Source organism: Vibrio galatheae (genome assembly GCF_000967545.1).
Taxonomy (GTDB): domain Bacteria; phylum Pseudomonadota; class Gammaproteobacteria; order Enterobacterales; family Vibrionaceae; genus Vibrio; species Vibrio galatheae.
Genome location: NZ_JXXV01000011.1, coordinates 209,352 through 230,305, shown reverse-complemented (window position 1 = coordinate 230,305; position 20,954 = coordinate 209,352). Strand labels below are relative to the sequence as shown.

Genomic DNA, 20,954 nt, shown 5'->3' with positions numbered 1-20,954 from the left:
TGAATACTGAACATTACATAAAGTAATGTTTGAATTGACTGTGCTGAGTCCGAAGACTCAATGGTCACTTCGTATCATTGAAACCTAATTTGAAACCGAAGTTTCGAATTGGATTATCATCAACGAGTGCCCACACAGATTGATAGGTCTATATTTTTAAAGAGCTACTCTTCTTTGTGACTTGAATCACTGCGGAAGAGGCGGCCATTCTAGCGAGATAAAGTTTAGTGTCAACCACTTTTTTCAAACTTTTTTTCAAGCGTTGCCACTTGGCTAGTAAACCTTGTCGATTGTTCTTGAACCCTTGTGAGCCCTTGCCCTGTCGACGAGGTGGCATTATAGAGATCGCGCTCACATTGGCAAGCGTTATTTTGAAAAAATTGCAAAAACAGCACCTAACAGCCTAAGTTTCGTCCAAAGCTCTATTTATCCAACTTTACCCCAATGGAACAAACATAATATGCACAGAGTTATCCACATTGACCCTTTTTAATCATATAAAAAGGGTCGCTTGCGCGACCCTTTTCTATTTATATAGAGGGAAAACTAAATCCCCGAACCATCTTGTTCGTTACTGTCTTCGTGAAGACCACATTCACGCTTCAAACCAAAGAAACGTGTTTCTTCTTCACTCATTCCTGGTTGCCACTTTTTCGTCGTATGAGTATCACCCACCGATAAATAACCCTCTTCCCATAATGGGTGGTACGACAGGCCATTTTGCTCAAGGTAATAGTGGACGTCTTTGTTAGTCCAATCAATGACGGGTAAGAATTTGAATACACCGTTTTGAATCGAGAGGATCGGTAGATTTGCTCTGGATTTAGATTGCTCTCTACGCAACCCAGAAAACCAAGTTCCAACTTCCAACTCGTCTAAAGCTCGCCTCATCGGCTCTACTTTATTTATCTTGTTGTATTTCTCGATTCCCTCTATACCTTGATCCCAAAGTTTTCCATAGCGAGCTTCTTGCCAACTAGCACTCTCAATAGCACGGTAGACTTTAAGGTTTAGTGTTAGCTGCTCACTTAACTGATCAATAAAGTGGTATGTTTCAGGAAACAGGTAGCCTGTATCCGTCAAAATCACCGGAATATCTGGTTGCTGTTGTGTAACCAAATGGAGCATAACCGCAGCTTGGATACCAAAACTGGAAGAAACAGCGAACTGACCTTCAAGGTTTTCTAACGCCCAAGCTACTCTTTGCTGCGCGTTTAGCTTCTCTAACTCTGCATTTATTTCGCCAAGACGGAGGATTTGCTCCGTCTTAGTTAATGAGAGTAATTCCGCCAACTGCAGCTTTGAAGCGACAGAATCAAGCATGTAAGTCCCTCTTCGACACTTTAACTTCTTGGATTATTCCAGTTCGAATGGTGAAATCACCAAACCCTTCTCCTGCTTCGCGTTCTTTAGACCAACGACCAACTAATTGATCGATTTCTTCTAGGATCTGCGAATCAGTGATGTTCTCTTTATACATCTTTGGTATACGGGTGCCTGCTCTATTACCACCTAAATGCAGGTTGTAACGACCTGGTGCTTTACCTACTAAGCCAATTTCTGCCAGCATTGCACGACCACACCCATTCGGACAGCCAGTAACACGAAGAATAATATTATCTTCTTGAGGCAATCCATGCTTGGCTAGAATACCTTCTACATCCGTAACGAACTGAGGTAAGAAGCGTTCAGCTTCAGCCATCGCCAGTGGACAAGTTGGGAATGCCACACACGCCATTGAGTTTTTGCGTTGCTCACTTACGCTATCATCGATCAAGCCATGCTCACGGGCAATCTTTTCGATTTTTGCTTTTTCACTTTCTGCCACGCCCGCCACAATTAAGTTTTGGTTTGCTGTCATACGAAAATCGCCTTTGTGAATTTTGGCAATTTCAGCGACACCACTCTTAAGTGGCTTGCCCGGGAAATCAAGTAAACGACCGTTTTCAATAAATAGTGCTAGGTGGTATTTACCATCGATACCTTCTGCCCAACCGATGCGGTCACCACGGTCAGTAAACTCATAGGGACGGCTGTCAGCAAACTTCACATCGGCACGCTTTTCAACTTCCGCCTTAAAGACATCAATACCAACACGGTCAAGGGTATATTTGGTTTTTGCATTCTTACGGTTAGAGCGGTTACCCCAGTCACGCTGAGTTGTCACAACGGCAGCAGCAACATCGAGTGTTTTTTCTAGCGGTACAAAACCAAAGTCATCCGCTCGACGAGCATAGGTAGAGGTATCACCATGCGTCATTGCAAGGCCACCACCAACAAGAACGTTGAAACCCACCAGCTTGCCATTCTCACCAATCGCAACGAAGTTAAGGTCGTTGGCGTGAACATCCACATCATTCTGCGGAGGGATCACAACCGTGGTTTTGAACTTACGCGGTAGATAAGTCTTGCCTAAGATTGGCTCATCATCTTCTGTTGTTTCTACTTTCTCACCATCTAACCAGATCTCTGCGTATGCTTTGGTTTTTGGTAGCAGATGCTCACTGATCTTCTTCGCCCACTCGTACGCTTCTTGGTGTAATTCAGACTCAATTGGATTGGTCGTACATAGTACGTTACGGTTAACATCCCCTGCCGTCGCAATCGAATCAATACCAATACTATTCAGCGTTTGGTGCATCAACTTAATGTTTGGTTTAAGCACACCATGGAACTGAAACGTTTGACGCGTCGTCAGACGAATACTGCCATAGAGAGAGTGCTCAGTTGCAAACTTATCAATCGCTAACCACTGCTCGGGTTTGATGATCCCACCAGGCATGCGCGCACGTAACATCACATTATGTAGCGGCTCTAGCTTTTGCTTAGCACGCTCGTTACGGATATCACGATCATCTTGTTGATACATGCCATGAAAGCGGATCAACTGAAAATTATCAGCGGTGAATCCACCCGTGATTCTGTCTTGAAGATCTTGCTCAATCGTACCGCGTAGAAAGTTACTTTGCGTTTTAAGACGCTCGTTATCAGACAACTTTCCTAACTCTTCGCCTAATACAACCTGCTTATTATTCTCAGTAGAAAAAGTCATTAGTACACATCCCTTTGATAACGTTTCGCTTTACGTAGTTCGTTAATAAATTCTTCCGCGTCATCGCGTGACAATTGGCCTTGCTGCTCGGCAACATGAATCAATGCTTCATGGACATCTTTCGCCATTCTTGTTGCGTCACCACAGACATAGATGTACGCGCCCTCTTGAATCCACTGCCACACTTGCTGTGCATTTTCGAGGATACGGTGTTGAACGTAGACTTTCTCTGCTTGGTCGCGACTGAATGCCACATCTAAGCGATTTAATAACCCAGACTTGAGATATTTCTGCCATTCAACTTGGTATAGGAAGTCTTGTGTGAACGTGCGGTCGCCAAAGAACAACCAGTTTTTTCCCTCAGCATCACGGTTATCACGCTCTTGGATGAAACTACGGAACGGTGCAATACCAGTACCAGGACCAATCATGATGACTGGCGTGTTATCGTCTTGCGGTAATTTGAAGTTATTATTGTTTTCAATAAATACTTTTACTTCGCCGCCTTCTTCCAAACGCTGTGATAAGAAGCTCGATGCGCCGCCATAGCGTTTTTCACCATCTTTATCATATTCGACCAACCCAACAGTAAGGTGAACTTCTTCCTCGACTTCACTCTGGCTTGACGCAATAGAGTAAAGACGTGGGGTAAGACGACGCAATAAGCCAATTAACTCTTCGGCCGACAATTTTGTTTTCTTCTCAGCAAGGACATCAACAACCTGAGTATTGCCTGCGTATTCACGCAGTTTGTCTTTGTCTTCCACCAGCTTTTGCAGTTTTTTACTACCCGCAAGTTCAGCAAACTTAGTGACAAGTTGAGGATTCGCAGAGGTAATTTCGAATTTACTGACTAAAGCACTGTGAATTGAAAGGCTCTCACCATCAACTTCAACACTTTCCACACCGGACAATCCGACTTTACCCAAAATAGCATTGGCTAAGTCAGAGCTATTCTCGAACCACACCCCAAGAGCGTCACCAGGCTGGTAACTTAAACCCGACTCTTCAAGGTCGATTTCGATGTGACGAACATCTTTCCCTGAATCACGGCCGGTAATTTTTTGACTGGTAAGCAAAGTAGCTGTATATGGGTTTTGCTTGTTGTATGGTGAATGACCTGGGGCGGCTTGCCCAACAGGTAATTGAACCACATCCGCTTCTGCACCAGAAGAGAGGGACTCTTTAACCTTCTCTAGTGCCGACGCACGCCACTCTGTAGCAGGCGCTTCATAATCAACATCACAATCAACACGCTCGATAAACGGCGTCGCTCCAAGTTTTGACAAGAAAGCATCAAAGTCTTTACCCGTTTGACAGAAAAACTCGTAGCTAGAATCACCTAAGCCAATCACTCCGTACTGAAGATTTGGTAGTTTTGGCGCTTTCTTAGACTGTAAAAACTCGTGTAATTCAAGGGCATTATCAGGAGCCTCACCTTCGCCATTCGTCGATGCAACGAAAATGACGTGCGTTTCTTTCGCGAGGTTCTTGCCTTTGTAATCGCTGGCGTCAAATAACTCTACCGCAATGCCTTGGGCTTTTGCTTCTTGCTCTAGCGCCTCAGCTACACCTTTGGCGTTACCGGTTTGCGAAGCAAATATGATGGATAATTTTCCTGCTGGCTTCGCGGCAACCGCAGCCGCAGCTTGGCTAATTGGCGCAGAGGCAGCCATAGGCTGAGACTGAGCTAGCCCCCAAAAGTAACCGCTCACCCAAGCTAACTGCTGAGGTGACAGTTCAGTAACGGTTTGTTGCAGCGAGCTCAATTGCTGATCATTAAGAGGTGCTGCGATTGATGGTAATTCTTGTGGCGTGTTTCCTTGAGAGGACACGTTCTTGTTCAAAGACATGGTCTCGACATCCCTATTCATTGCGTGATGATAGATTAACCACTCTCTTTAATAACAAGAAAGAATAGAAGTGAATGTTTTATAACTTTTAGAATTAAAGAAAGGCGATAAATTAACCCGGCTCGACTATTTTGCCTCTACTCTTACCTGCTTAAAGCCAACCGCCATGGCTGACTTTGATGCGAGTTCCAAATTCATGTAGTGGCACTCTTCACCGTGGGAGTCTGTTAATAACACAAGTCCACCTCGAGCATGACGGAATTCCACGATCCAACTGCCTTCCTGCGCAGATGGTTCAATAATCGCTTCAATAAGCTGTTGCTCTCGGTAAAGATGTCTGAGCTCATTTATAGTCATGAGATTCCTTTCTCTGGCTAGAAACATTAGTCCTTAATAAGCATGGACAATTGGTGAGAAAGTGCGAACTGAAAAGCTTTGATATGAAAAATAGATATAAAAAAACGCCGCTTTAGAAGTCGGCGTTGTATAACATTGACGTTATTTACACTTAAAAAGAAAATTCTGCACCGACAAAGAAACCGTTGGCGAACACAAATGGGTCGCCCTTAGTATTAGGGAACTCTTCAGATTCAAGATCAATTACGCGGTAACCACCGCGAAATGCTAAAGTGTTGTTTCTGAGCGGTAGTCGATACTGTATCCCCGCCATTAAATCTGTGCTTTTAATACCACTGCTGTCACCGAAGTTCATCTCGCCAATTACATCAAAATTTGTCTTTGGAACCGTAATTTCTGCGTATCCATACCATGCCCAAATCATTTCATCAAACGTAGTACGGTCGCCATTTTCTGGGTTTAAATACTTAGTGTTGCTTAAATCACTTACGCTCACACCCGCATCAAAATGCATTAAGTCATGCTCAAGGATTCGGTAGTAAAGGGTCAAATCTAATTTATCAAACGACATGAACTCTGCATCAACTGTCGAATAGCGAACGCGTGCATCGGGAAGATATTTTACATCGTGTTCGACCGCAGCATAAAAGCTTGGAGTCGCTTCATTGCCTCGGTCGACTTCGTTCACTTCCGTTCTTGGGAACCACATTTCAGCGCCAAACTTCGTTGTTAGTGATGACTCTGCTAACGCTGATGTGGAAACAAGCGTAGCAAGTGCCATTGTGGTTTTTAATCCCATGAATTTAACTCTCCGATAATCACGATAGGCAGACGGATATGTCGCTACCCTAGCTAGATACTTTATGCGTCAAATATTAAAGCATATTGATGTGACTCGCCATCAAGTATTTGTCTTTCAATCACAATTATCGAGGCTGAGCCACGCAAGACTTAAAGAACCAGATACCAATGGCAATCACAATCAACCAAGGCAGTAGCTTCAGTACCGCACCAAGCATGCCAAGAAGTATCATGACCAACAAAGAGAACGCCACCCCAGCAATGACAGTCACCATAGTAACCCCCGTAACAAGCAAAGTCGCCGCAAATACCATGATAAAAATCAGTTCAAACATATGATTCTCCTTAGTTTATACAAGCTATCTATCAGGATATGTGCCAACCTCGCAGGTAGTCGTAATTAATTGAAATATAAAGAATAAAAAAGAGCGTTCGATCTGAACGCTCTTTTTAGTCTAACCAAGTGGTAAATTTAACCAAATCTACTGGTATTTTTTACACATCCAGTTCTTTAGGAATTTTTGCTAATGCCGCTTCTACGACCTCGATGCCCGAACCTGGTTTATGCGCATTTTCACTAATGTAACGACGCCATTGACGAGCCCCCTGCATGTTCTGGAATAAACCCAGCATGTGGCGGGTAATATGGCCAAGGTACGCGCCTTGAGATAATTGCTGTTCAATGTACGGATACATTTCTTCAACGACCTGAGTGCGTTTTTTGCTTGGCTTATCCAAACCAAAGATCTCTTGGTCAACATTGGCGAGCATATATGGGTTCTGGTACGCCTCTCGACCAACCATAACCCCATCAAGATGCTTAAGGTGCTCTTGGCTCTCATCAAGCGTCTTCACTCCACCATTAATCGCAATGGTTAAATGAGAGAAATCTTTTTTGAGCTGATAAGCACGCGGGTAATCAAGTGGCGGGATCTCACGATTCTCTTTTGGGCTTAATCCTGACAACCAAGCTTTGCGCGCATGAATAGTGAATTGTTCACAGCCGCCCTTATCTGACACTGTCGAGACGAAATCGGTCAGAAACTGATAAGAATCTTGATCATCAATACCAATGCGCGTTTTTACTGTTACGGGTAGGTCAACAACATCGCGCATCGCAGCAACGCACTCTGCCACCAGCTCTGGCTCCGCCATCAAGCAAGCCCCAAAGCGACCGTTTTGTACGCGATCGGACGGGCAGCCAACATTGAGATTAATCTCATCATAGCCACGTTCCGCAGCCAATTTGGCGCAGGTGGCCAAATCTTGCGGGTTCGAACCTCCAAGCTGAAGAGCGACAGGATGCTCTTCTTGGTTATAGGCTAAGAAGTCCCCTTTACCGTGAATGATCGCCCCTGTCGTCACCATTTCGGTGTACAGTAAAGTTTCACTGGTCAGAAGACGATGGAAGTATCGGCAATGGCGATCCGTCCAATCGAGCATAGGCGCAATAGAAAAGCGCTGCAACGGAAATTGTTGTTTCGTTTCAGTGTTAGACACGAAGCTACCTCTACACAGTTAGTACCGCTTACAAAAACGTCCCTATTCCTAACGCGGTCTCAGAAATAATCGCGCGATTATACACTGGTGAAGAAAAAGAATCAGGATAAATGCATGCCGCGTCAGACCGCAAACCAAAACAGCTAGGGCTTGGTTTGTTCGAGAGCACCACGTTGACAATGCTTCTCTTAGCGACGGATAGACATAGAGATACTCAATGAAGGGACATGAGTCACCTCAGTAGCGGTTATTAGTATCGTTTTTTAAGTAGATAGGGTAACTTATAGCCTTCCAGAGCAGTCTGCTATGCATTTACTTATTGAATGAGTAACATACTGACAAAGCTAAAAGATATTACCTACAAAGCGACGATAAACCGCAAGAAATGGTATATCATTAACATTGTCCAATGGTAATGGTGATAAGTTTGGACCTGCAGTTAGTAAAGCAAATTGAAGATATATGCTCTTCCCGAGGCGTACGTCTAACAACTCAGCGCAAGCGCGTATTTGAATTAATATGTGCTAGCTCAAAGGCGTCAAGCGCTTATGAGTTGTTAGAAGAGTTAAAGCAAAGTGAGCCTCAGGCAAAACCACCGACCGTCTATCGAGCGTTGGATTTTTTATTAGAGCAAGGCTTTATTCATCGGGTAGAGTCAACCAATAGCTACATCCAATGTGTTTCTTGTAATGCTCATAAACACTTCTCGCATCTATTGATCTGCGATAAATGCGGCAGCGTTATTGAACTGCAAGATGATAGTCTGGTAGCCTTACTTGCTAGCAACGCTGAAGCACATGGATTTACCATCAATAACCACGTGATTGAATCACACGGTATTTGTCAGAAATGTACCTCTGACAATGCGAAATGAAGATATAGAAGAAGATTATGCGCGCTGAATTTGTAAACCCGTTTTTAGCTTCATTGATGAATGTATTAAAAACGATGGCTTCACTGGAACTGAAGCCACAGAAGCCTCGTGTGAAGAAGGATGAAATCGCACGTGGAGATGTATCAGGTTTAATAGGGATGGTTGGTCCACAAAGTCGTGGCTCTATGTCTATAACATTTGATGAAAATCTAGCATTAGAAATCATGCAGAATATGCTTGGTGAACGCCCAAACGGTCTTAACGACGAAGTGACGGATATGGTTGGTGAGATCACTAACATGGTCACGGGTGGAGCCAAACGAATCCTGGCAGAGAGTGGCTTCGATTTCGATATGGCGACCCCAGTTGTGGTATCGGGTAAAGGTCATACTATTCGTCACAAATGTGAAGGCTCAATCATCATCATGCCATTCTCATCTCAATGGGGTAATGCATTTATCGAAATTTGTTTCGAGTAAAGTCTAGCGAGAATAGTGCTCCACATTAGCAAAAACGCTTCCCGAGGGAAGCGTTTTTCGTTTAGGCAATAATTTGTCTCTCTTTTAACACCTGCAGACAATCTTCAACCAATACGTCTATCGTCTTATCACCTGCGAGCAAGTTAATTTCAGGATTTCGCGGCGCTTCATAATCTGAATCAATGCCAGTAAAGTTAGTAATTTCTCCTGCACGGGCTTTTTTGTATAAACCTTTCGGGTCACGTTGTTCACACACTTCCAGTGAAGTATTGACAAACACTTCGAGAAACTCCCCAGCAGATAACATGTCTCTAACGAGTTGACGCTCAGCACGATGCGGCGAAATAAAGGCCGACAACACAATTAACCCCGCATCAGCCATCAGTTTTGCTAGCTCACCAATACGACGAATGTTCTCTCGACGATCTTGTTCAGAGAATCCAAGATCACGGCACAAGCCATGACGGACATTATCACCATCGAGTAAATAGGTATGATAGCCTGATTCAGCGAGGCGTGTCTCCAGCGCGCCTGCTACCGTCGATTTCCCTGCGCCAGAGAGCCCAGTAAACCAAAGTACGACAGGTTTTTGCTTCTTAAGTTGTGCGCGAAAAGCTTTATCGATTGAGTGCTGATGCCACACTACATTTTCATCTTTCGCTAGCGTTTCCGTAGTCATAAATCAGTCCTTTTAAAACGGGAAGAAGAGTGGGATCAGCGTTAACACCAATACGGAGTAAACAATCGATAAAGGAATTCCCACTCGTACATAATCGGTTAGTTTGTAATTGCCTACACTGTAGACAAGGAGATTGGTTTGGTAGCCGTAAGGAGAGATAAAACTCGCACTGGCACCAAACAGCACCGCCATAATGAACGGCATAGGATCCACTCCGTAGCCAATGGCCATACTGTAGCCAATTGGAAAAGAGAGTGCGGCGGCGGCATTATTCGTCACCAGTTCCGTCAGAATTAAGGTCAGAAGATAGGTCGCCACCAGCGCACCAAACACGCCCCAGCCATTAAAGCCCTCTATAAACATCTGACCTAAGCTGACGGACAACCCGGAAGAGAGCATTAACTGAGCAATCGAAAGCGCCGATCCAACAATCACGACAATATCGACAGGAAAGCGACGACGCAGCTCGCCTAACTGAACCACGCCACAAAATAGCGCAGCTAAGAGGAATACCGATAAGCCTTTGATTAATTGCACCATATCGAGCAGTGCTAAGGCGATGACAGCGGCAAATCCAAGTAGAACTAAGGTCGACTTGTTTAAGTCTAAACGAGCACTTGAATCCAGATCGTTTATTAGTACAAACTCTTTTCGATGCAGTCGACGCTCTTGCTCAAAACGTTTGCCAGGCACAAGCACTAAGGTGTCACCTGCGTTGAGGGTAATGTTGCCTAGCCCACCCTGCAGACGCTCGTGTCCGCGACGAATCGCTACCACTACCGCATCAAATCGATCTCGAAAATGGCTCGATTTCAGTGTCTTGTTGCAAAAACTCGCTGAAGAACTGACAACGACTTCAACAAAGCCTTGGCCGTTTAAGTGGTGCTGGCCAAACAAGGTTAACCCCTGAATTTCTTGCAGCGTCGCAACGCTTTCTATGTCACCACAGAACAGTAATCGGTCACGGGCTTGCAGAACAAAGTCAGGCTCGACAGAAGACATTGTCTGACCATCGCGAACCACTTCAGCTAAAAATAACTTACGCAGTGCGCGGAGGTTATTTTCACTAATGCTACGTCCCACCAAAGGTGAACCTGGCTCTACGCGTGCTTCTAGGAAATAAGGCAGTTCATCCTGGCTTTGGTCTTCATAGTTAGGTAACAAATAACTCAATGGGATCAAGATAAATAAGCCACCGACGAGAACCGATAAACCGATCATTGTTGGGGCAAAAAAACCAAGACTCGGTAGCCCAGCATCTTCGACGAAGCTATTGATGATCAAGTTGGTCGATGTGCCGATCAAAGTCAGCGTACCGCCTAAGATCGCGGCATAAGAGAGCGGAATTAACAATTTGGAAGGCGCATGCTGTTGATTGCGCTTTATTGCACCAATTAAGGATACAACAACCGCCGTATTGTTAGTAAATGAAGAGAGCAAAGCAGTTGAAACCCCGAGCTTCGCAACTACAGTAGCCAAACGCCCTTTCGACAGAGAACGGCTGACCCAACTGACTAAACGGGTCTTCTCTAGTGCTGCCGAGGCTAAGATCAACAGCACTAGAGTCAGCAGCGAAGAGTTGGTGAAGTTAGTGGCAACATCACCAAGTTCAATCATTCCGCCAAGAAACGCAATAAATGCCGCTCCTGCGAAAATATAACTTGGCTTTATTCGTGTTACCAATAGACAGGTCACTATGCCCAATAATATTGCCAACACAAACCCTTGCTGCCACATAACGCTTCCCCGCTATCTATGCTGATTACTTCAGCAACTGGCCGATATCTTTTGCTTCCCAATGTGGGAAGTACTTGCGAACAAGCGCATTGAGCTCAAGTTCGAACGCAGAGATATCACTAGTCTGAAGTTCAACGCGAGATAGGCTTTCACGAACTAAACCCGCCCCAACGGTGACATTAGTTAAACGGTCAATGACAATGAATCCGCCAGTATCTTGGCTATCTAGGTAGTTATCTAACGCCACCGACTCCGTCAGTGTCCATTCACATAGACCGATACCATTGAGTGGTAACTCAACCGCTGCATGGCTAGAGAGGTTGTTGATATCATATTGGTGACGAATCGCCTCAACACGACCCACGGTCTTTTTACCTGCGATCTTGATGTCGTATTCGCGACCCGGTTGCAGCGGTTGTTCCGTCATCCACACTACATCAGCCAATAGATGGTTACTTGACTCAACTTGAGCTGTTTCCAGAACAATCAAATCACCACGGCTAATATCAATCTCATCTTCAAGAGTTAAAGTCACCGCTAGGCCAGCCTGAGCCTGCTCTAAGTCACCGTCAAAAGTGACAATACGCGCAACTTTAGACTTTTTGCCCGACGGTAAGACTTTCACTTCATCACCAACGTTGACGCTGCCAGACGCTATCGTACCGGCAAAGCCACGAAAATCGAGGTTCGGACGGTTAACGTATTGAACAGGGAAGCGGAACTCTCCGACTTCTTTCTCTTGGTCAACATCGACGTTTTCTAGAATTTCAAGCAGCGGAGACCCTTCAAACCATGCCATATTGGCACTTGGCTCAACCACGTTATCGCCTTCAAGGGCAGACAACGGGATAATTTGAATGTCTGTCTCACCTTGCAGGTTCTTAGAAAACTCAAGGTACTCATCACGGATCTGCTCAAAACGCTCTTGCGAGTAATCCACCAAGTCCATTTTGTTTACCGCAACCACAAAGTGCTTAAGACCAATCAAGTTGGAGATAAACGAGTGACGACGGGTTTGATCCAATACACCTTTACGTGCGTCAATTAAGATCACCGCGAGATCACAGGTCGACGCACCAGTCGCCATATTACGCGTGTACTGCTCATGCCCCGGAGTGTCGGCAATAATGAACTTACGTTTCTGGGTCGAGAAGTAACGGTAAGCAACGTCTATGGTTATGCCCTGCTCTCGCTCCGCTTGCAGGCCATCAACCAACAAAGCTAAGTCTGGACGTTCACCTGTCGTGCCGACACGTTGACTATCGTTATGTACCGCCGCTAGCTGATCTTCATAAATTTGTTTTGAGTCATGCAGTAAGCGACCAATCAAGGTGCTTTTGCCATCATCAACCGAACCACAAGTTAGGAATCTAAGTAGTGATTTGTATTGGTGTTGTTTTAGGTACCCTTCAATACCAAGCTCTTCGAGCTGAGCTTCAACTGCGCTATTCATTTTCTTTCCTTAGATCCTAATTAGAAGTAACCTTGGCGTTTTTTCAATTCCATCGATCCTGACTGATCGTGGTCGATCGCTCGGCCTTGACGTTCACTCGATGTCGCTACCAGCATCTCTTCGATGATGCCTGTCAGTGTGTTGGCTTCAGATTCGATCGCACCTGTCAGTGGGTAGCAGCCTAGTGTTCTGAATCGCACGCTTTTCTGTTCGATTTTTTCGCCGGGCTCCAGCTCCATTCGCTCATCATCAACCATGATCAACATGCCATCGCGCTCAACCACGGGGCGTACATCCGCAAGATAAAGAGGCACAATTTCAATGTTTTCTAGGTAGATGTATTGCCAGATATCGAGCTCTGTCCAGTTTGATAGCGGGAACACACGAATACTCTCGCCTTTGTTAATTTGGCCGTTATAGGTTTTCCATAACTCTGGGCGTTGGTTTTTCGGATCCCAAGTATGGTTTTTGTCGCGGAACGAGTAGACACGCTCTTTCGCACGAGATTTTTCCTCATCGCGTCTTGCGCCACCAAAAGCGGCATCGAAGCCATATTTGTTCAACGCCTGCTTCAAACCTTGAGTTTTCATAATGTCGGTGTGTTTAGACGAACCGTGAACAAATGGACTACAGCCCATCGCAATACCTTCAGGATTCTTATGCACCAAAAGCTCAAATCCGTATTTCTCAGCGGTGCGATCCCGAAATTCAATCATCTCGCGGAATTTCCAATCGGTATCGACATGCAGGAGTGGGAAAGGAATTTTACCTGGGTAAAAAGCCTTGCGTGCCAAATGCAGCATGACCGATGAATCCTTACCAATTGAATACATCATGACGGGATTATCGAACTCGGCGGCCACCTCACGAATAATGTGAATGCTTTCCGCTTCAAGCTGCTTAAGGTGGGTTAAACGTTCTTGGTCCATGTTAGTTGCTTCCTTTATGGCTCACTGAGCCTATGGCTAATCTAAATAATGGCGCTAGGCTGACTGACGCTGGGTCGTTGTCTGTGATGCTTGAGTTTCAAACCAAGCCAATTTCTCTGACAGCGCAACCACTTCTCCCACAACAATGAGTGAAGGAGACTCGGCGTCTTGCGCGAGATCAGCGAGCTCGGCAAGCTGACCTTTAAATACTTTTTGTTGACTCTGCGTACCGCGCTCAATGATCGCGATAGGTGTGTTGGGGTGACGGCCATGTTCAATCAACTGACTCTGAATGTAATCCGACTTCATCAATCCCATGTAGATCACTAATGTTTGGTTACCACGGGCCAGTGTCGACCAATCCATTTGATCGCTCTCTGCTTTCAAATGGCCAGTAATGAACATCGCTGACTGAGCGTAATCTCTATGGGTAAGCGGGATGCCAGCGTATGCCGTTGCTCCCGCAGCCGCAGTAATACCGGGAACTACGTGGAAAGACACTCCAGCTTCCGCCAACACTTCGAGCTCTTCTCCTCCACGACCAAAGATAAAAGGATCGCCGCCTTTGATGCGCACAACACGGTGGCCTTGCAAAGCAAAGTCGAGTAACAATTGATTGGTTTTTTCTTGCGGAACACTATGGTGACCAGCACGCTTACCTACGCACACCAAAATGGTATCGCTGGGTACCAATGAGATGATGTCATCAGAGACCAAGTAGTCATACAGCACAACATCTGCCTGTTGGAGAAAACGTAACGCTTTAAGAGTTAGAAGCTCTACATCACCCGGGCCAGCACCGACCAGTGCGACTTCACCGCGGCCTAAAATGCTTTGCCCCACAGTGTTGAGGTCTGCTTGTTTGTTGCGCTGTGCGTGCTGATTGCTCAGAGGAAAGTGAGAAATCGTATCCTTGCTCGCCATAATGTCACCCTTACCGAATCTATGATGGCATTATGGCGCTCTAGTCATATTACCTGAAATTCTAAAATTTCATTTTTTATATCAATTTCTGATAAGCGACTATTTTGTTGCTGTACAAAACCTATCCGTTTTTGAGAGATTCTCAGCAGAATGCCATAAAGCAATTGCCCAGTATCACACTTTATCTTCCACTGAAATCATTGTTTCATCTAGTTTTGTTACATTAAGCAACATCTTACTAAACGTTATTGGAGCATAAAAAATGAAAGTAGCAGTGAAACCTTTGTCTCTTGCTGTACTGGGTGGCATGTTGGCCATGGCAGGCCCAGCAATGGCAGATACGATCAAACTTCGTATCGTCGAAACCACCGATATTCACACCAACGTCATGGATTATGACTACTACAAGGACAAGCCGTCACAGAAAATCGGTCTGACTCGTGCTGCTACTCTTGTCAAACAGGCTCGCGCAGAAGTTGCAAACAGTGTGTTGGTTGACAACGGAGACCTGATCCAAGGTAGCCCTATGGGTGACTATATGGCAGCCAAAGGCATCGAAAAGGGCGAAGTTCACCCTGTTTATAAAGCGATGAACCAACTCCACTACGATGTCGGCAACATTGGTAACCACGAGTTCAACTACGGTCTTGAATTCCTAGCCGAAACCATCAACGACGCTGATTTCCCGTATATCAGCGCTAACGTGTTCGACAAAAAAACAGGCGAACACTACTTCAAGCCGTACATTATCAAGTCTCACACCTTTAAAGATGTTGATGGTGTAGCGCACGAAATCAAAGTGGGTTACATCGGTTTCGTCCCTCCACAAATCATGGTGTGGGATAAGAAAAACCTCGAAGGTAAGGTGTTCGCGAAAGACATTAAAGAAACGGCCGAGCAGCTAGTTCCACAAATGAAAGCGGAAGGTGCTGACGTTATTGTTGCGATCCCTCACTCAGGCGTTGCCTCTGATCCTTACAAGCAGGGTGCAGAAAACTCAACTTACTACTTAGCAGAAGTAGAAGGCATTGACGCGATTGCGTTTGGTCACTCTCACGCGGTATTCCCGGGTAAAGGTTTTGACAACATTCAAGGGGTCGACAACCAAAAAGGTACGATCAATGGTGTCGCGGCAGTAATGCCAGGACGTTGGGGTAGCCACGTCGGTGTCATCGACTTAGAACTGCAACAGAAAGATGGCAAATGGGCAGTGGTCAATGGCCAGTCACAAGCACGCCCTATCTTTGACAGCGCGACCAAAAAACCGATTGTTGAAGCCGATTCCGATATGCTAAAAGCACTCGAAGCTGACCATAAAGGAACACGTGATTTCGTCAATCAGCCGATAGGCAAAGCGAATGACGTCATGTACAGCTTCTTGGCGTTGGTACAAGATGACCCAACGGTGCAAATCGTCAACCTAGCACAGAAAGATTATGTCGAGCGCTTTATTCAAGGCGACCCTGACCTATCTGATATTCCCGTACTTTCTGCCGCAGCGCCTTTTAAAGCCGGTGGCCGTAAGAACGATCCAGGTAACTTCACTGAAGTTGAATCGGGTCAACTGACTTTCCGTAACGCTGCTGACCTTTACCTGTACCCGAACACTCTAGTAGCGATGAAGGTAACCGGTAAAGAAGTCAAAGAGTGGTTAGAGTGCACGGCTGGTCAGTTTAAGCAAATTGACGTCAACAGCACGGCACCACAACAACTGATCGATTGGGATGGCTTCCGTACTTATAACTTCGATGTTATCGACGGCGTAAACTATCAAATTGATGTCACTAAGCCAGCTAAGTACGATGGCAACTGTAAAGTGATTAACCAAGACGCGGAACGTATCGTCGGTCTGACTTTCCAAGGTAAGCCAATTGATATCAAGCAAGACTTCATCATTGCAACTAACAACTACCGCGCATACAGCAACAAGTTCCCTGGCACAGGTTCAGAATTTGTCGCATTTGATTCGCCAGACGAAAACCGTTCAGTGATCGCAGCGTACATCTCTCGTGTTAGCCAAGAAAAAGGTGAAGTTACACCAAGTGCAGACAACAACTGGTCATTTGCTCCGATTCAATCCGACAACAAACTTGATATTCGCTTTGAAACATCACCAAGTGAAAAAGCAGCCAAGTTTATTGAGGAGAAAGGTCAGTACCCAATGAAGCGTGTGGCAACAGATGATGTTGGTTTTGGCGTTTACCAAATCGATATGCAAAAATAATCAGCTCAGTAGATAAAGCCAATGCCGCAATCAAGATTGCGGCATTTTCATTTCTAGCCGCAAAGAATTTGGTTACACTCCTCTTCATCACTTCTCTATTTTGAATCAGTACGATGTTTGCAGCTTTCCAACAACAATTGGCAAATAATGGCTTTACCACGCAAGAGATCTCACAACTCGAATCTGTCGCGCGCTTAATTGAACTGCCCACTCGCCATATTTTACTTAATCAAGGCGAAGTCGCTGGTGAGATTTATTTTCTCCTCGATGGTATCTGCCATTCATCCTATCTGACGGAAAAAGGCAAAGCGTTCAGTAAAGAGTTTTATTGGGAGAACGATTGGATCATTGGCTTTGAAGGGCTGATTAAACAACAACCCTCGCCCTATCTTCTCGAGTCTCTGACCCCTTGTTCCATCTTGTCACTGCCAATAGCTACGCTGCGTGATTGGCGTAACAATAAGCACAGCATCTACCTCAAATTGCTGGAAGCACAACTGATGTTCAAAGAGAACAAAGAGCGCTTTATGTTGCTCTATAGTCCAGAGGAGCGCTACCAACTGTTCTGCCAACATTTCCCTCACTTAATTGAACGACTCAACGACTACCAAATTGCCGCTTACCTTGGAATTACTCCCATTAGTCTGAGTCGCATCAAAAAGCGTAGCCAAAGTTAACATTTGTTAATGCTGGGCAGTTTATGTCTTGCTACATTGCCAAACATGATTGATAGCAAAACTGATACCCCATGATTACGTGGCAAATAAAAACCTTTTCTCAATTAACAACTTTAGAGCTTTATCAGCTACTCAAACTCAGAGTCGATGTGTTTGTTGTCGAGCAAGCGTGTCCCTATCCGGAGCTGGACAATAAAGACCATCAACCAGATGTTCATCATTTACTCGGATATGTGGGTGACGATTTGGTCGCCTGTGCACGATTATTACCAAAAGGGATAAGTTATCCCTCGGTCAGTATAGGTCGGGTCGCTAGCGCTCAGAACAGACGTGGTGGTGGATTAGGCCATCAACTCCTCAACCAAGCATTGACACACTGTGAAGCATTATGGCCAGGGGAATCAATAGAGATTGGCGCACAAGAGCACTTAGCAGGCTTTTACCAACAACATGGTTTCGTTCAAACCTCAGCCATGTATTTGGAAGATGACATCCCCCACATCGATATGAAGCTGGCCAAGTAGTAATGGCTCTTTCACCGTTCTACTTTGCGATTCTTTTACTCGTTATCGGCAATTTCACCGCTTCATTATCCGATGTAGCGGTGAAGTTACTAGATGGTGAGGTTGCCACATTTCAGTATGTATTCCTTCGCCAGTTGCTCTCGACAATGGTGATTTTGCCACTCTGGCTGAAGCAGGCACCAACACAACGTAAGATGCTCAGCCCTAAATTGAACCTGCTCAGAGCGCACCTGATCATCATCGGCAGTGGGTGCATGGTCGTTGCCATCACCCACTTAACACTGGCGACGGCCAACGCGGTTTTTTACGCTGCGCCATTGGTCATGTTGCCATTAGCTATTGTGCTGTTGGGTGAAAGACCTAGCATTCAACGTATCGCGGCGACGATATTTGGATTTGTTGGCGTGATGGTCGTATTGAGACCGTCTGAGTTTCATTGGTCGGCGCTGTTTGCACTAGGAACAACCGTCACACTTGCCCTATTTAATCTCACTGCTCGTAAGCTACCGTCTCAACAAAGCGTGGTCAGTACGTTATTTTGGACATCGGTTCTTTCGTTGCCAATTTCAGCAACGTTAGCCCTTATCTACTGGCAACCCATATCTCTGCCTCAGATTCTGTTGATATTAATCAGTGCAGGGCTCATTCTGACTTACAACGGTCTCGCAGTTATGGCTTATCAACGGGCGCCGGCCAGTTCAATCGCCGTGGCTGAAAACTCGGGCTTAATGTTTGTCGCACTGTTTGGAGTGATGTGGTTTGGCGAGGTGCCAAGTTGGCTTACGGCACTAGGAATAGTGATGATAGTCCTACCCCTATTGCCGTGGAAAGTAATATTAAAGCAGACGCAAAACCGCTATTTACTGCGTCCGAATCCCCCGTCAGAAAGACGGAAGAACATCACCGATTGATTACTTTTTTCGAGCTGTAATATGTCGAGCTGACCATTTTCAGCCAACTTGAAACGTACTAATTGACCTTGTTTGATATGGCTGAGAGGTTTATCTGCACCCTCAACTTGCACTAAAGCGTTAAGATCCGACATCGCGAGTCCATTGCTACGAAAAACTTGGGCTAACGTATCACCGCTTTTGACTTCATACTCATTCCACGCTTTTGCTGCAAGTGAGTCTTGCTCGGCCCCTTTTTGTTCGCTGAGACTACGAGTATTAATGTCTACGGCGACCCGCTGGGAGTTAATCGCTGTGTCGTTTTCAGGCTCCGTTTGGGAATCAGGAACGGGAACTATAAGTAATATCAGCAGTAACGGAGTAATTATCATCAGTGCACGCTGATGCAATTTAGGTAGCAAGCGCCATCTACCTTTTACTGCTTGTATCATGACCTGCCAATCAACTTGGTTGAATTTTGCTTTCGCAACTCCAACGTAATCCACCTGCTGCTGTTTCTTTTTCTTTCTGCGATTCATCGCGTCTTAGTCTCCAAACGGCCTTCGCTATAAGTATAAAAACCAAGCGCATATGAGTATAGGATTTTTAGTCACGGTAAGTGATAGCACAGTAAATTTTAAATAAAACGTCTTCAAAACTCGATCTCAATCTCACAAAGCGTCGAGTCGCAGACTATCTAGGCTCTACCGTTTCATCATAAGGCCATAACTGGTATCCTTTACCCTTTATACACCATATATAGAGAGACACCATGTCTGAAGTTAAATTTGAGACTGTAGAACAAAAAGCAAGCTACGGTATCGGTCTACAAATGGGTCAGCAACTTGCTGGTTCTGGTCTTGAAGGTCTAAACGTTGACGCTATCGCTGCAGGTATCGCGACAGCACTTGTTGGTGAGCAACCAGCAATTGAAATCGATGAAATCAATAACGCACTTCAAGAGCTGCACACCCGTGTAGAATCTGCTCGTCAAGAAGCCGCTAAAGCAGCCTCAGCTGACGGTGAAGCGTTCCTAACAGACAATGCTCTACGTCCAGAAGTAACTGTGCTTGAGTCTGGTCTTCAGTACGAAATCATCACTGAAGGTAACGGCGAAATTCCTACTTCAGATAAGCAAGTTCGCGTTCACTACCACGGCGAACTAACTGACGGTACAGTTTTCGATAGCTCTGTATCTCGTGGCCAACCTGCTGAATTCCCAGTAACTGGCGTGATCAAGGGCTGGGTTGAAGCACTTCAGCTAATGCCTGTTGGTTCTAAGTGGAAACTGTACATCCCTCAAGACCTAGCGTACGGCGAGCGCGGTGCTGGTGCTGCTATCCCTCCATTTGCAGCTCTAGTATTTGAAGTAGAACTTCTCGACATCCTTTAATCTAAATTTAGATTAAAACCTTTAATTGCAACGGCGATACTTTAGTATCGCCGTTTTTTGTATATGCTAATGAATGATGCAAAGAGAATTAATAAGGAAAGGATATGAAAAAACACGTCTTACTACTCAGCATACTCAGTGTTTCGCTTTTAGGGTGTCAGGCAACAGGTTCAAGCGAGCCATCAACAACATCGACGAATAGTGCCTATAGCGATCTAGCGTCAACGGCACTTACGGGGGCACTGCAAATGTGGGGGCAACAAAACGGCTCTGAAGATCTGACGTCGTCAATCCAGCAAGCAACAGGGGTAACCTCCGAACAAGCCGCAGGTGGTATTGGCTCGTTATTCGCTCTCGCTCAAAGCTCACTCGGTGAAAGTCAAAATAGCGAACTGGGCGAACTAATTCCTGGTTATGATCAACTGGAAAGTAGCGGGCTATCGTCAATGATCACCAACAGCGGTGCGTTAGACAGTGCTTTTTCGGCATTAGGTATGGACCCGTCGATGGTGAGTACATTCGCGCCGATTGTGATAAGCGCACTACAAAGCCAAGGGGCAAGTTCAAGCTTAGTCCAAGCGCTATCAACGTTATGGCAATAGCAGGAC

Annotated in this window: 21 protein-coding genes; 8 read left to right on the top strand and 13 right to left on the bottom strand. The window is 45.4% G+C overall.

Features of this window, described 5'->3' with window-relative positions; genetic code table 11:
* Positions 1–546 precede the first annotated feature (546 nt).
* From TW81_RS05665 to dusA, 7 genes are all read right to left on the bottom strand, one after another.
* Positions 547–1,323: a phosphoadenylyl-sulfate reductase gene (locus tag TW81_RS05665; RefSeq protein ID WP_045954723.1), complete on the bottom strand. Its 777-nt coding sequence runs from the start codon at positions 1,321–1,323 to the stop codon at positions 547–549.
* On the bottom strand, positions 1,316–3,052 hold the full coding sequence (gene cysI / locus TW81_RS05660) for an assimilatory sulfite reductase (NADPH) hemoprotein subunit (RefSeq protein WP_045954722.1): 1,737 nt from the start codon (positions 3,050–3,052) through the stop codon (positions 1,316–1,318). Before cysI ends, TW81_RS05665 begins: the two co-directional genes overlap by 8 nt.
* Positions 3,052–4,905, bottom strand: coding sequence for an assimilatory sulfite reductase (NADPH) flavoprotein subunit (locus tag TW81_RS05655; protein WP_045954721.1), 1,854 nt, complete (start codon positions 4,903–4,905; stop codon positions 3,052–3,054). The genes cysI and TW81_RS05655 overlap by 1 nt, the downstream gene beginning before the upstream one ends.
* A 126-nt stretch (positions 4,906–5,031) precedes the next feature.
* Positions 5,032–5,262, bottom strand: coding sequence for a hypothetical protein (locus TW81_RS05650; RefSeq protein WP_045954720.1), 231 nt, complete (start codon positions 5,260–5,262; stop codon positions 5,032–5,034).
* Positions 5,263–5,413: 151 nt separating this feature from the next.
* Entirely contained in the window at positions 5,414–6,061 is a 648-nt protein-coding gene (locus TW81_RS05645; RefSeq protein ID WP_045954719.1) for a TIGR04219 family outer membrane beta-barrel protein, read from the bottom strand.
* A 127-nt stretch (positions 6,062–6,188) separates the two neighbouring features.
* Entirely contained in the window at positions 6,189–6,398 is a 210-nt protein-coding gene (pspG, locus tag TW81_RS05640) for an envelope stress response protein PspG (RefSeq protein ID WP_045954718.1), read from the bottom strand.
* 160 nt (positions 6,399–6,558) lie between these two features.
* Positions 6,559–7,563, bottom strand: coding sequence for a tRNA dihydrouridine(20/20a) synthase DusA (gene dusA / locus TW81_RS05635; protein ID WP_084715809.1), 1,005 nt, complete (start codon positions 7,561–7,563; stop codon positions 6,559–6,561).
* A 415-nt stretch (positions 7,564–7,978) separates the two neighbouring features.
* Between dusA and zur the strand changes: the two genes are divergently transcribed.
* Together zur and TW81_RS05625 are read left to right on the top strand one after the other, a co-directional pair.
* Positions 7,979–8,437 (top strand): zinc uptake transcriptional repressor Zur, encoded by a 459-nt coding sequence (zur, locus tag TW81_RS05630; RefSeq protein WP_204243985.1) that lies wholly within the window; start codon positions 7,979–7,981, stop codon positions 8,435–8,437.
* Positions 8,438–8,454: 17 nt separating this feature from the next.
* The gene (locus tag TW81_RS05625; protein WP_045954716.1) at positions 8,455–8,916 is read left to right on the top strand and encodes a chemotaxis protein CheX; all 462 of its coding nucleotides are present in this window, start codon (positions 8,455–8,457) and stop codon (positions 8,914–8,916) included.
* Between the two features lie 61 nt (positions 8,917–8,977).
* Here the strand turns inward: TW81_RS05625 and cysC are convergent, their stop codons facing one another.
* From cysC to cobA, 5 genes are read right to left on the bottom strand one after another with little or no spacing between them, the layout of a single operon-like run.
* The gene (cysC, locus tag TW81_RS05620) at positions 8,978–9,595 is read right to left on the bottom strand and encodes an adenylyl-sulfate kinase (protein WP_045954715.1); all 618 of its coding nucleotides are present in this window, start codon (positions 9,593–9,595) and stop codon (positions 8,978–8,980) included.
* A 12-nt stretch (positions 9,596–9,607) separates the two neighbouring features.
* Positions 9,608–11,332: an SLC13 family permease gene (locus TW81_RS05615; protein WP_045954714.1), complete on the bottom strand. Its 1,725-nt coding sequence runs from the start codon at positions 11,330–11,332 to the stop codon at positions 9,608–9,610.
* 25 nt (positions 11,333–11,357) lie between these two features.
* On the bottom strand, positions 11,358–12,785 hold the full coding sequence (cysN, locus tag TW81_RS05610) for a sulfate adenylyltransferase subunit CysN (RefSeq protein WP_045954713.1): 1,428 nt from the start codon (positions 12,783–12,785) through the stop codon (positions 11,358–11,360).
* A 20-nt stretch (positions 12,786–12,805) separates the two neighbouring features.
* Entirely contained in the window at positions 12,806–13,714 is a 909-nt protein-coding gene (gene cysD, locus TW81_RS05605; protein WP_045954712.1) for a sulfate adenylyltransferase subunit CysD, read from the bottom strand.
* A 54-nt stretch (positions 13,715–13,768) separates the two neighbouring features.
* Positions 13,769–14,638 (bottom strand): uroporphyrinogen-III C-methyltransferase, encoded by an 870-nt coding sequence (gene cobA / locus TW81_RS05600; protein ID WP_045954711.1) that lies wholly within the window; start codon positions 14,636–14,638, stop codon positions 13,769–13,771.
* 262 nt (positions 14,639–14,900) lie between these two features.
* Between cobA and cpdB the strand changes: the two genes are divergently transcribed.
* The 4 genes from cpdB to TW81_RS05580 all read left to right on the top strand — a co-directional run bounded on the left by cpdB (position 14,901) and on the right by TW81_RS05580 (position 18,974).
* Entirely contained in the window at positions 14,901–16,862 is a 1,962-nt protein-coding gene (gene cpdB / locus TW81_RS05595) for a 2',3'-cyclic-nucleotide 2'-phosphodiesterase (RefSeq protein ID WP_045954710.1), read from the top strand.
* Positions 16,863–16,975: 113 nt separating this feature from the next.
* Positions 16,976–17,539 carry a Crp/Fnr family transcriptional regulator gene (locus tag TW81_RS05590; RefSeq protein WP_045954709.1) on the top strand — a complete coding sequence of 188 codons (564 nt, stop codon included), beginning with the start codon at positions 16,976–16,978 and terminating at the stop codon, positions 17,537–17,539.
* A gap of 71 nt (positions 17,540–17,610) precedes the next feature.
* On the top strand, positions 17,611–18,063 hold the full coding sequence (locus TW81_RS05585; protein ID WP_045954708.1) for a GNAT family N-acetyltransferase: 453 nt from the start codon (positions 17,611–17,613) through the stop codon (positions 18,061–18,063).
* Between the two features lie 2 nt (positions 18,064–18,065).
* Positions 18,066–18,974 (top strand): DMT family transporter, encoded by a 909-nt coding sequence (locus tag TW81_RS05580; protein WP_084715807.1) that lies wholly within the window; start codon positions 18,066–18,068, stop codon positions 18,972–18,974.
* On the opposite strand, the gene TW81_RS05575 is transcribed toward TW81_RS05580, so the two are convergent.
* A complete protein-coding gene (locus tag TW81_RS05575; RefSeq protein WP_045954707.1) occupies positions 18,920–19,492 on the bottom strand; it encodes a LysM-like peptidoglycan-binding domain-containing protein in 573 nt (190 codons plus the stop codon). The genes TW81_RS05580 and TW81_RS05575 overlap by 55 nt on opposite strands.
* Before the next feature lie 233 nt (positions 19,493–19,725).
* On the opposite strand from TW81_RS05575, the gene TW81_RS05570 reads away from it, so the two are divergent.
* Positions 19,726–20,346, top strand: coding sequence for a BamJ family beta-barrel-assembly machinery protein (locus TW81_RS05570; protein ID WP_045954706.1), 621 nt, complete (start codon positions 19,726–19,728; stop codon positions 20,344–20,346).
* A 104-nt stretch (positions 20,347–20,450) separates the two neighbouring features.
* Positions 20,451–20,948 (top strand): DUF2780 domain-containing protein, encoded by a 498-nt coding sequence (locus TW81_RS05565; protein ID WP_045954705.1) that lies wholly within the window; start codon positions 20,451–20,453, stop codon positions 20,946–20,948.
* Positions 20,949–20,954 lie beyond the last annotated feature (6 nt).

Coding starts and splice junctions, on each gene's coding strand:
- TW81_RS05665 (WP_045954723.1), bottom strand. CDS start 1,323: ATGCTTGATTCTGTCGCTTCAAAGCTGCAGTTGGCGGAATTACTCTCA.
- cysI (WP_045954722.1), bottom strand. CDS start 3,052: ATGACTTTTTCTACTGAGAATAATAAGCAGGTTGTATTAGGCGAAGAG.
- TW81_RS05655 (WP_045954721.1), bottom strand. CDS start 4,905: ATGTCTTTGAACAAGAACGTGTCCTCTCAAGGAAACACGCCACAAGAA.
- TW81_RS05650 (WP_045954720.1), bottom strand. CDS start 5,262: ATGACTATAAATGAGCTCAGACATCTTTACCGAGAGCAACAGCTTATT.
- TW81_RS05645 (WP_045954719.1), bottom strand. CDS start 6,061: ATGGGATTAAAAACCACAATGGCACTTGCTACGCTTGTTTCCACATCA.
- pspG (WP_045954718.1), bottom strand. CDS start 6,398: ATGTTTGAACTGATTTTTATCATGGTATTTGCGGCGACTTTGCTTGTT.
- zur (WP_204243985.1), top strand. CDS start 7,979: ATGGTGATAAGTTTGGACCTGCAGTTAGTAAAGCAAATTGAAGATATA.
- TW81_RS05625 (WP_045954716.1), top strand. CDS start 8,455: ATGCGCGCTGAATTTGTAAACCCGTTTTTAGCTTCATTGATGAATGTA.
- cysC (WP_045954715.1), bottom strand. CDS start 9,595: ATGACTACGGAAACGCTAGCGAAAGATGAAAATGTAGTGTGGCATCAG.
- TW81_RS05615 (WP_045954714.1), bottom strand. CDS start 11,332: ATGTGGCAGCAAGGGTTTGTGTTGGCAATATTATTGGGCATAGTGACC.
- cysN (WP_045954713.1), bottom strand. CDS start 12,785: ATGAATAGCGCAGTTGAAGCTCAGCTCGAAGAGCTTGGTATTGAAGGG.
- cysD (WP_045954712.1), bottom strand. CDS start 13,714: ATGGACCAAGAACGTTTAACCCACCTTAAGCAGCTTGAAGCGGAAAGC.
- cobA (WP_045954711.1), bottom strand. CDS start 14,638: ATGGCGAGCAAGGATACGATTTCTCACTTTCCTCTGAGCAATCAGCAC.
- cpdB (WP_045954710.1), top strand. CDS start 14,901: ATGAAAGTAGCAGTGAAACCTTTGTCTCTTGCTGTACTGGGTGGCATG.
- TW81_RS05590 (WP_045954709.1), top strand. CDS start 16,976: ATGTTTGCAGCTTTCCAACAACAATTGGCAAATAATGGCTTTACCACG.
- TW81_RS05585 (WP_045954708.1), top strand. CDS start 17,611: ATGATTACGTGGCAAATAAAAACCTTTTCTCAATTAACAACTTTAGAG.
- TW81_RS05580 (WP_084715807.1), top strand. CDS start 18,066: ATGGCTCTTTCACCGTTCTACTTTGCGATTCTTTTACTCGTTATCGGC.
- TW81_RS05575 (WP_045954707.1), bottom strand. CDS start 19,492: ATGAATCGCAGAAAGAAAAAGAAACAGCAGCAGGTGGATTACGTTGGA.
- TW81_RS05570 (WP_045954706.1), top strand. CDS start 19,726: ATGTCTGAAGTTAAATTTGAGACTGTAGAACAAAAAGCAAGCTACGGT.
- TW81_RS05565 (WP_045954705.1), top strand. CDS start 20,451: ATGAAAAAACACGTCTTACTACTCAGCATACTCAGTGTTTCGCTTTTA.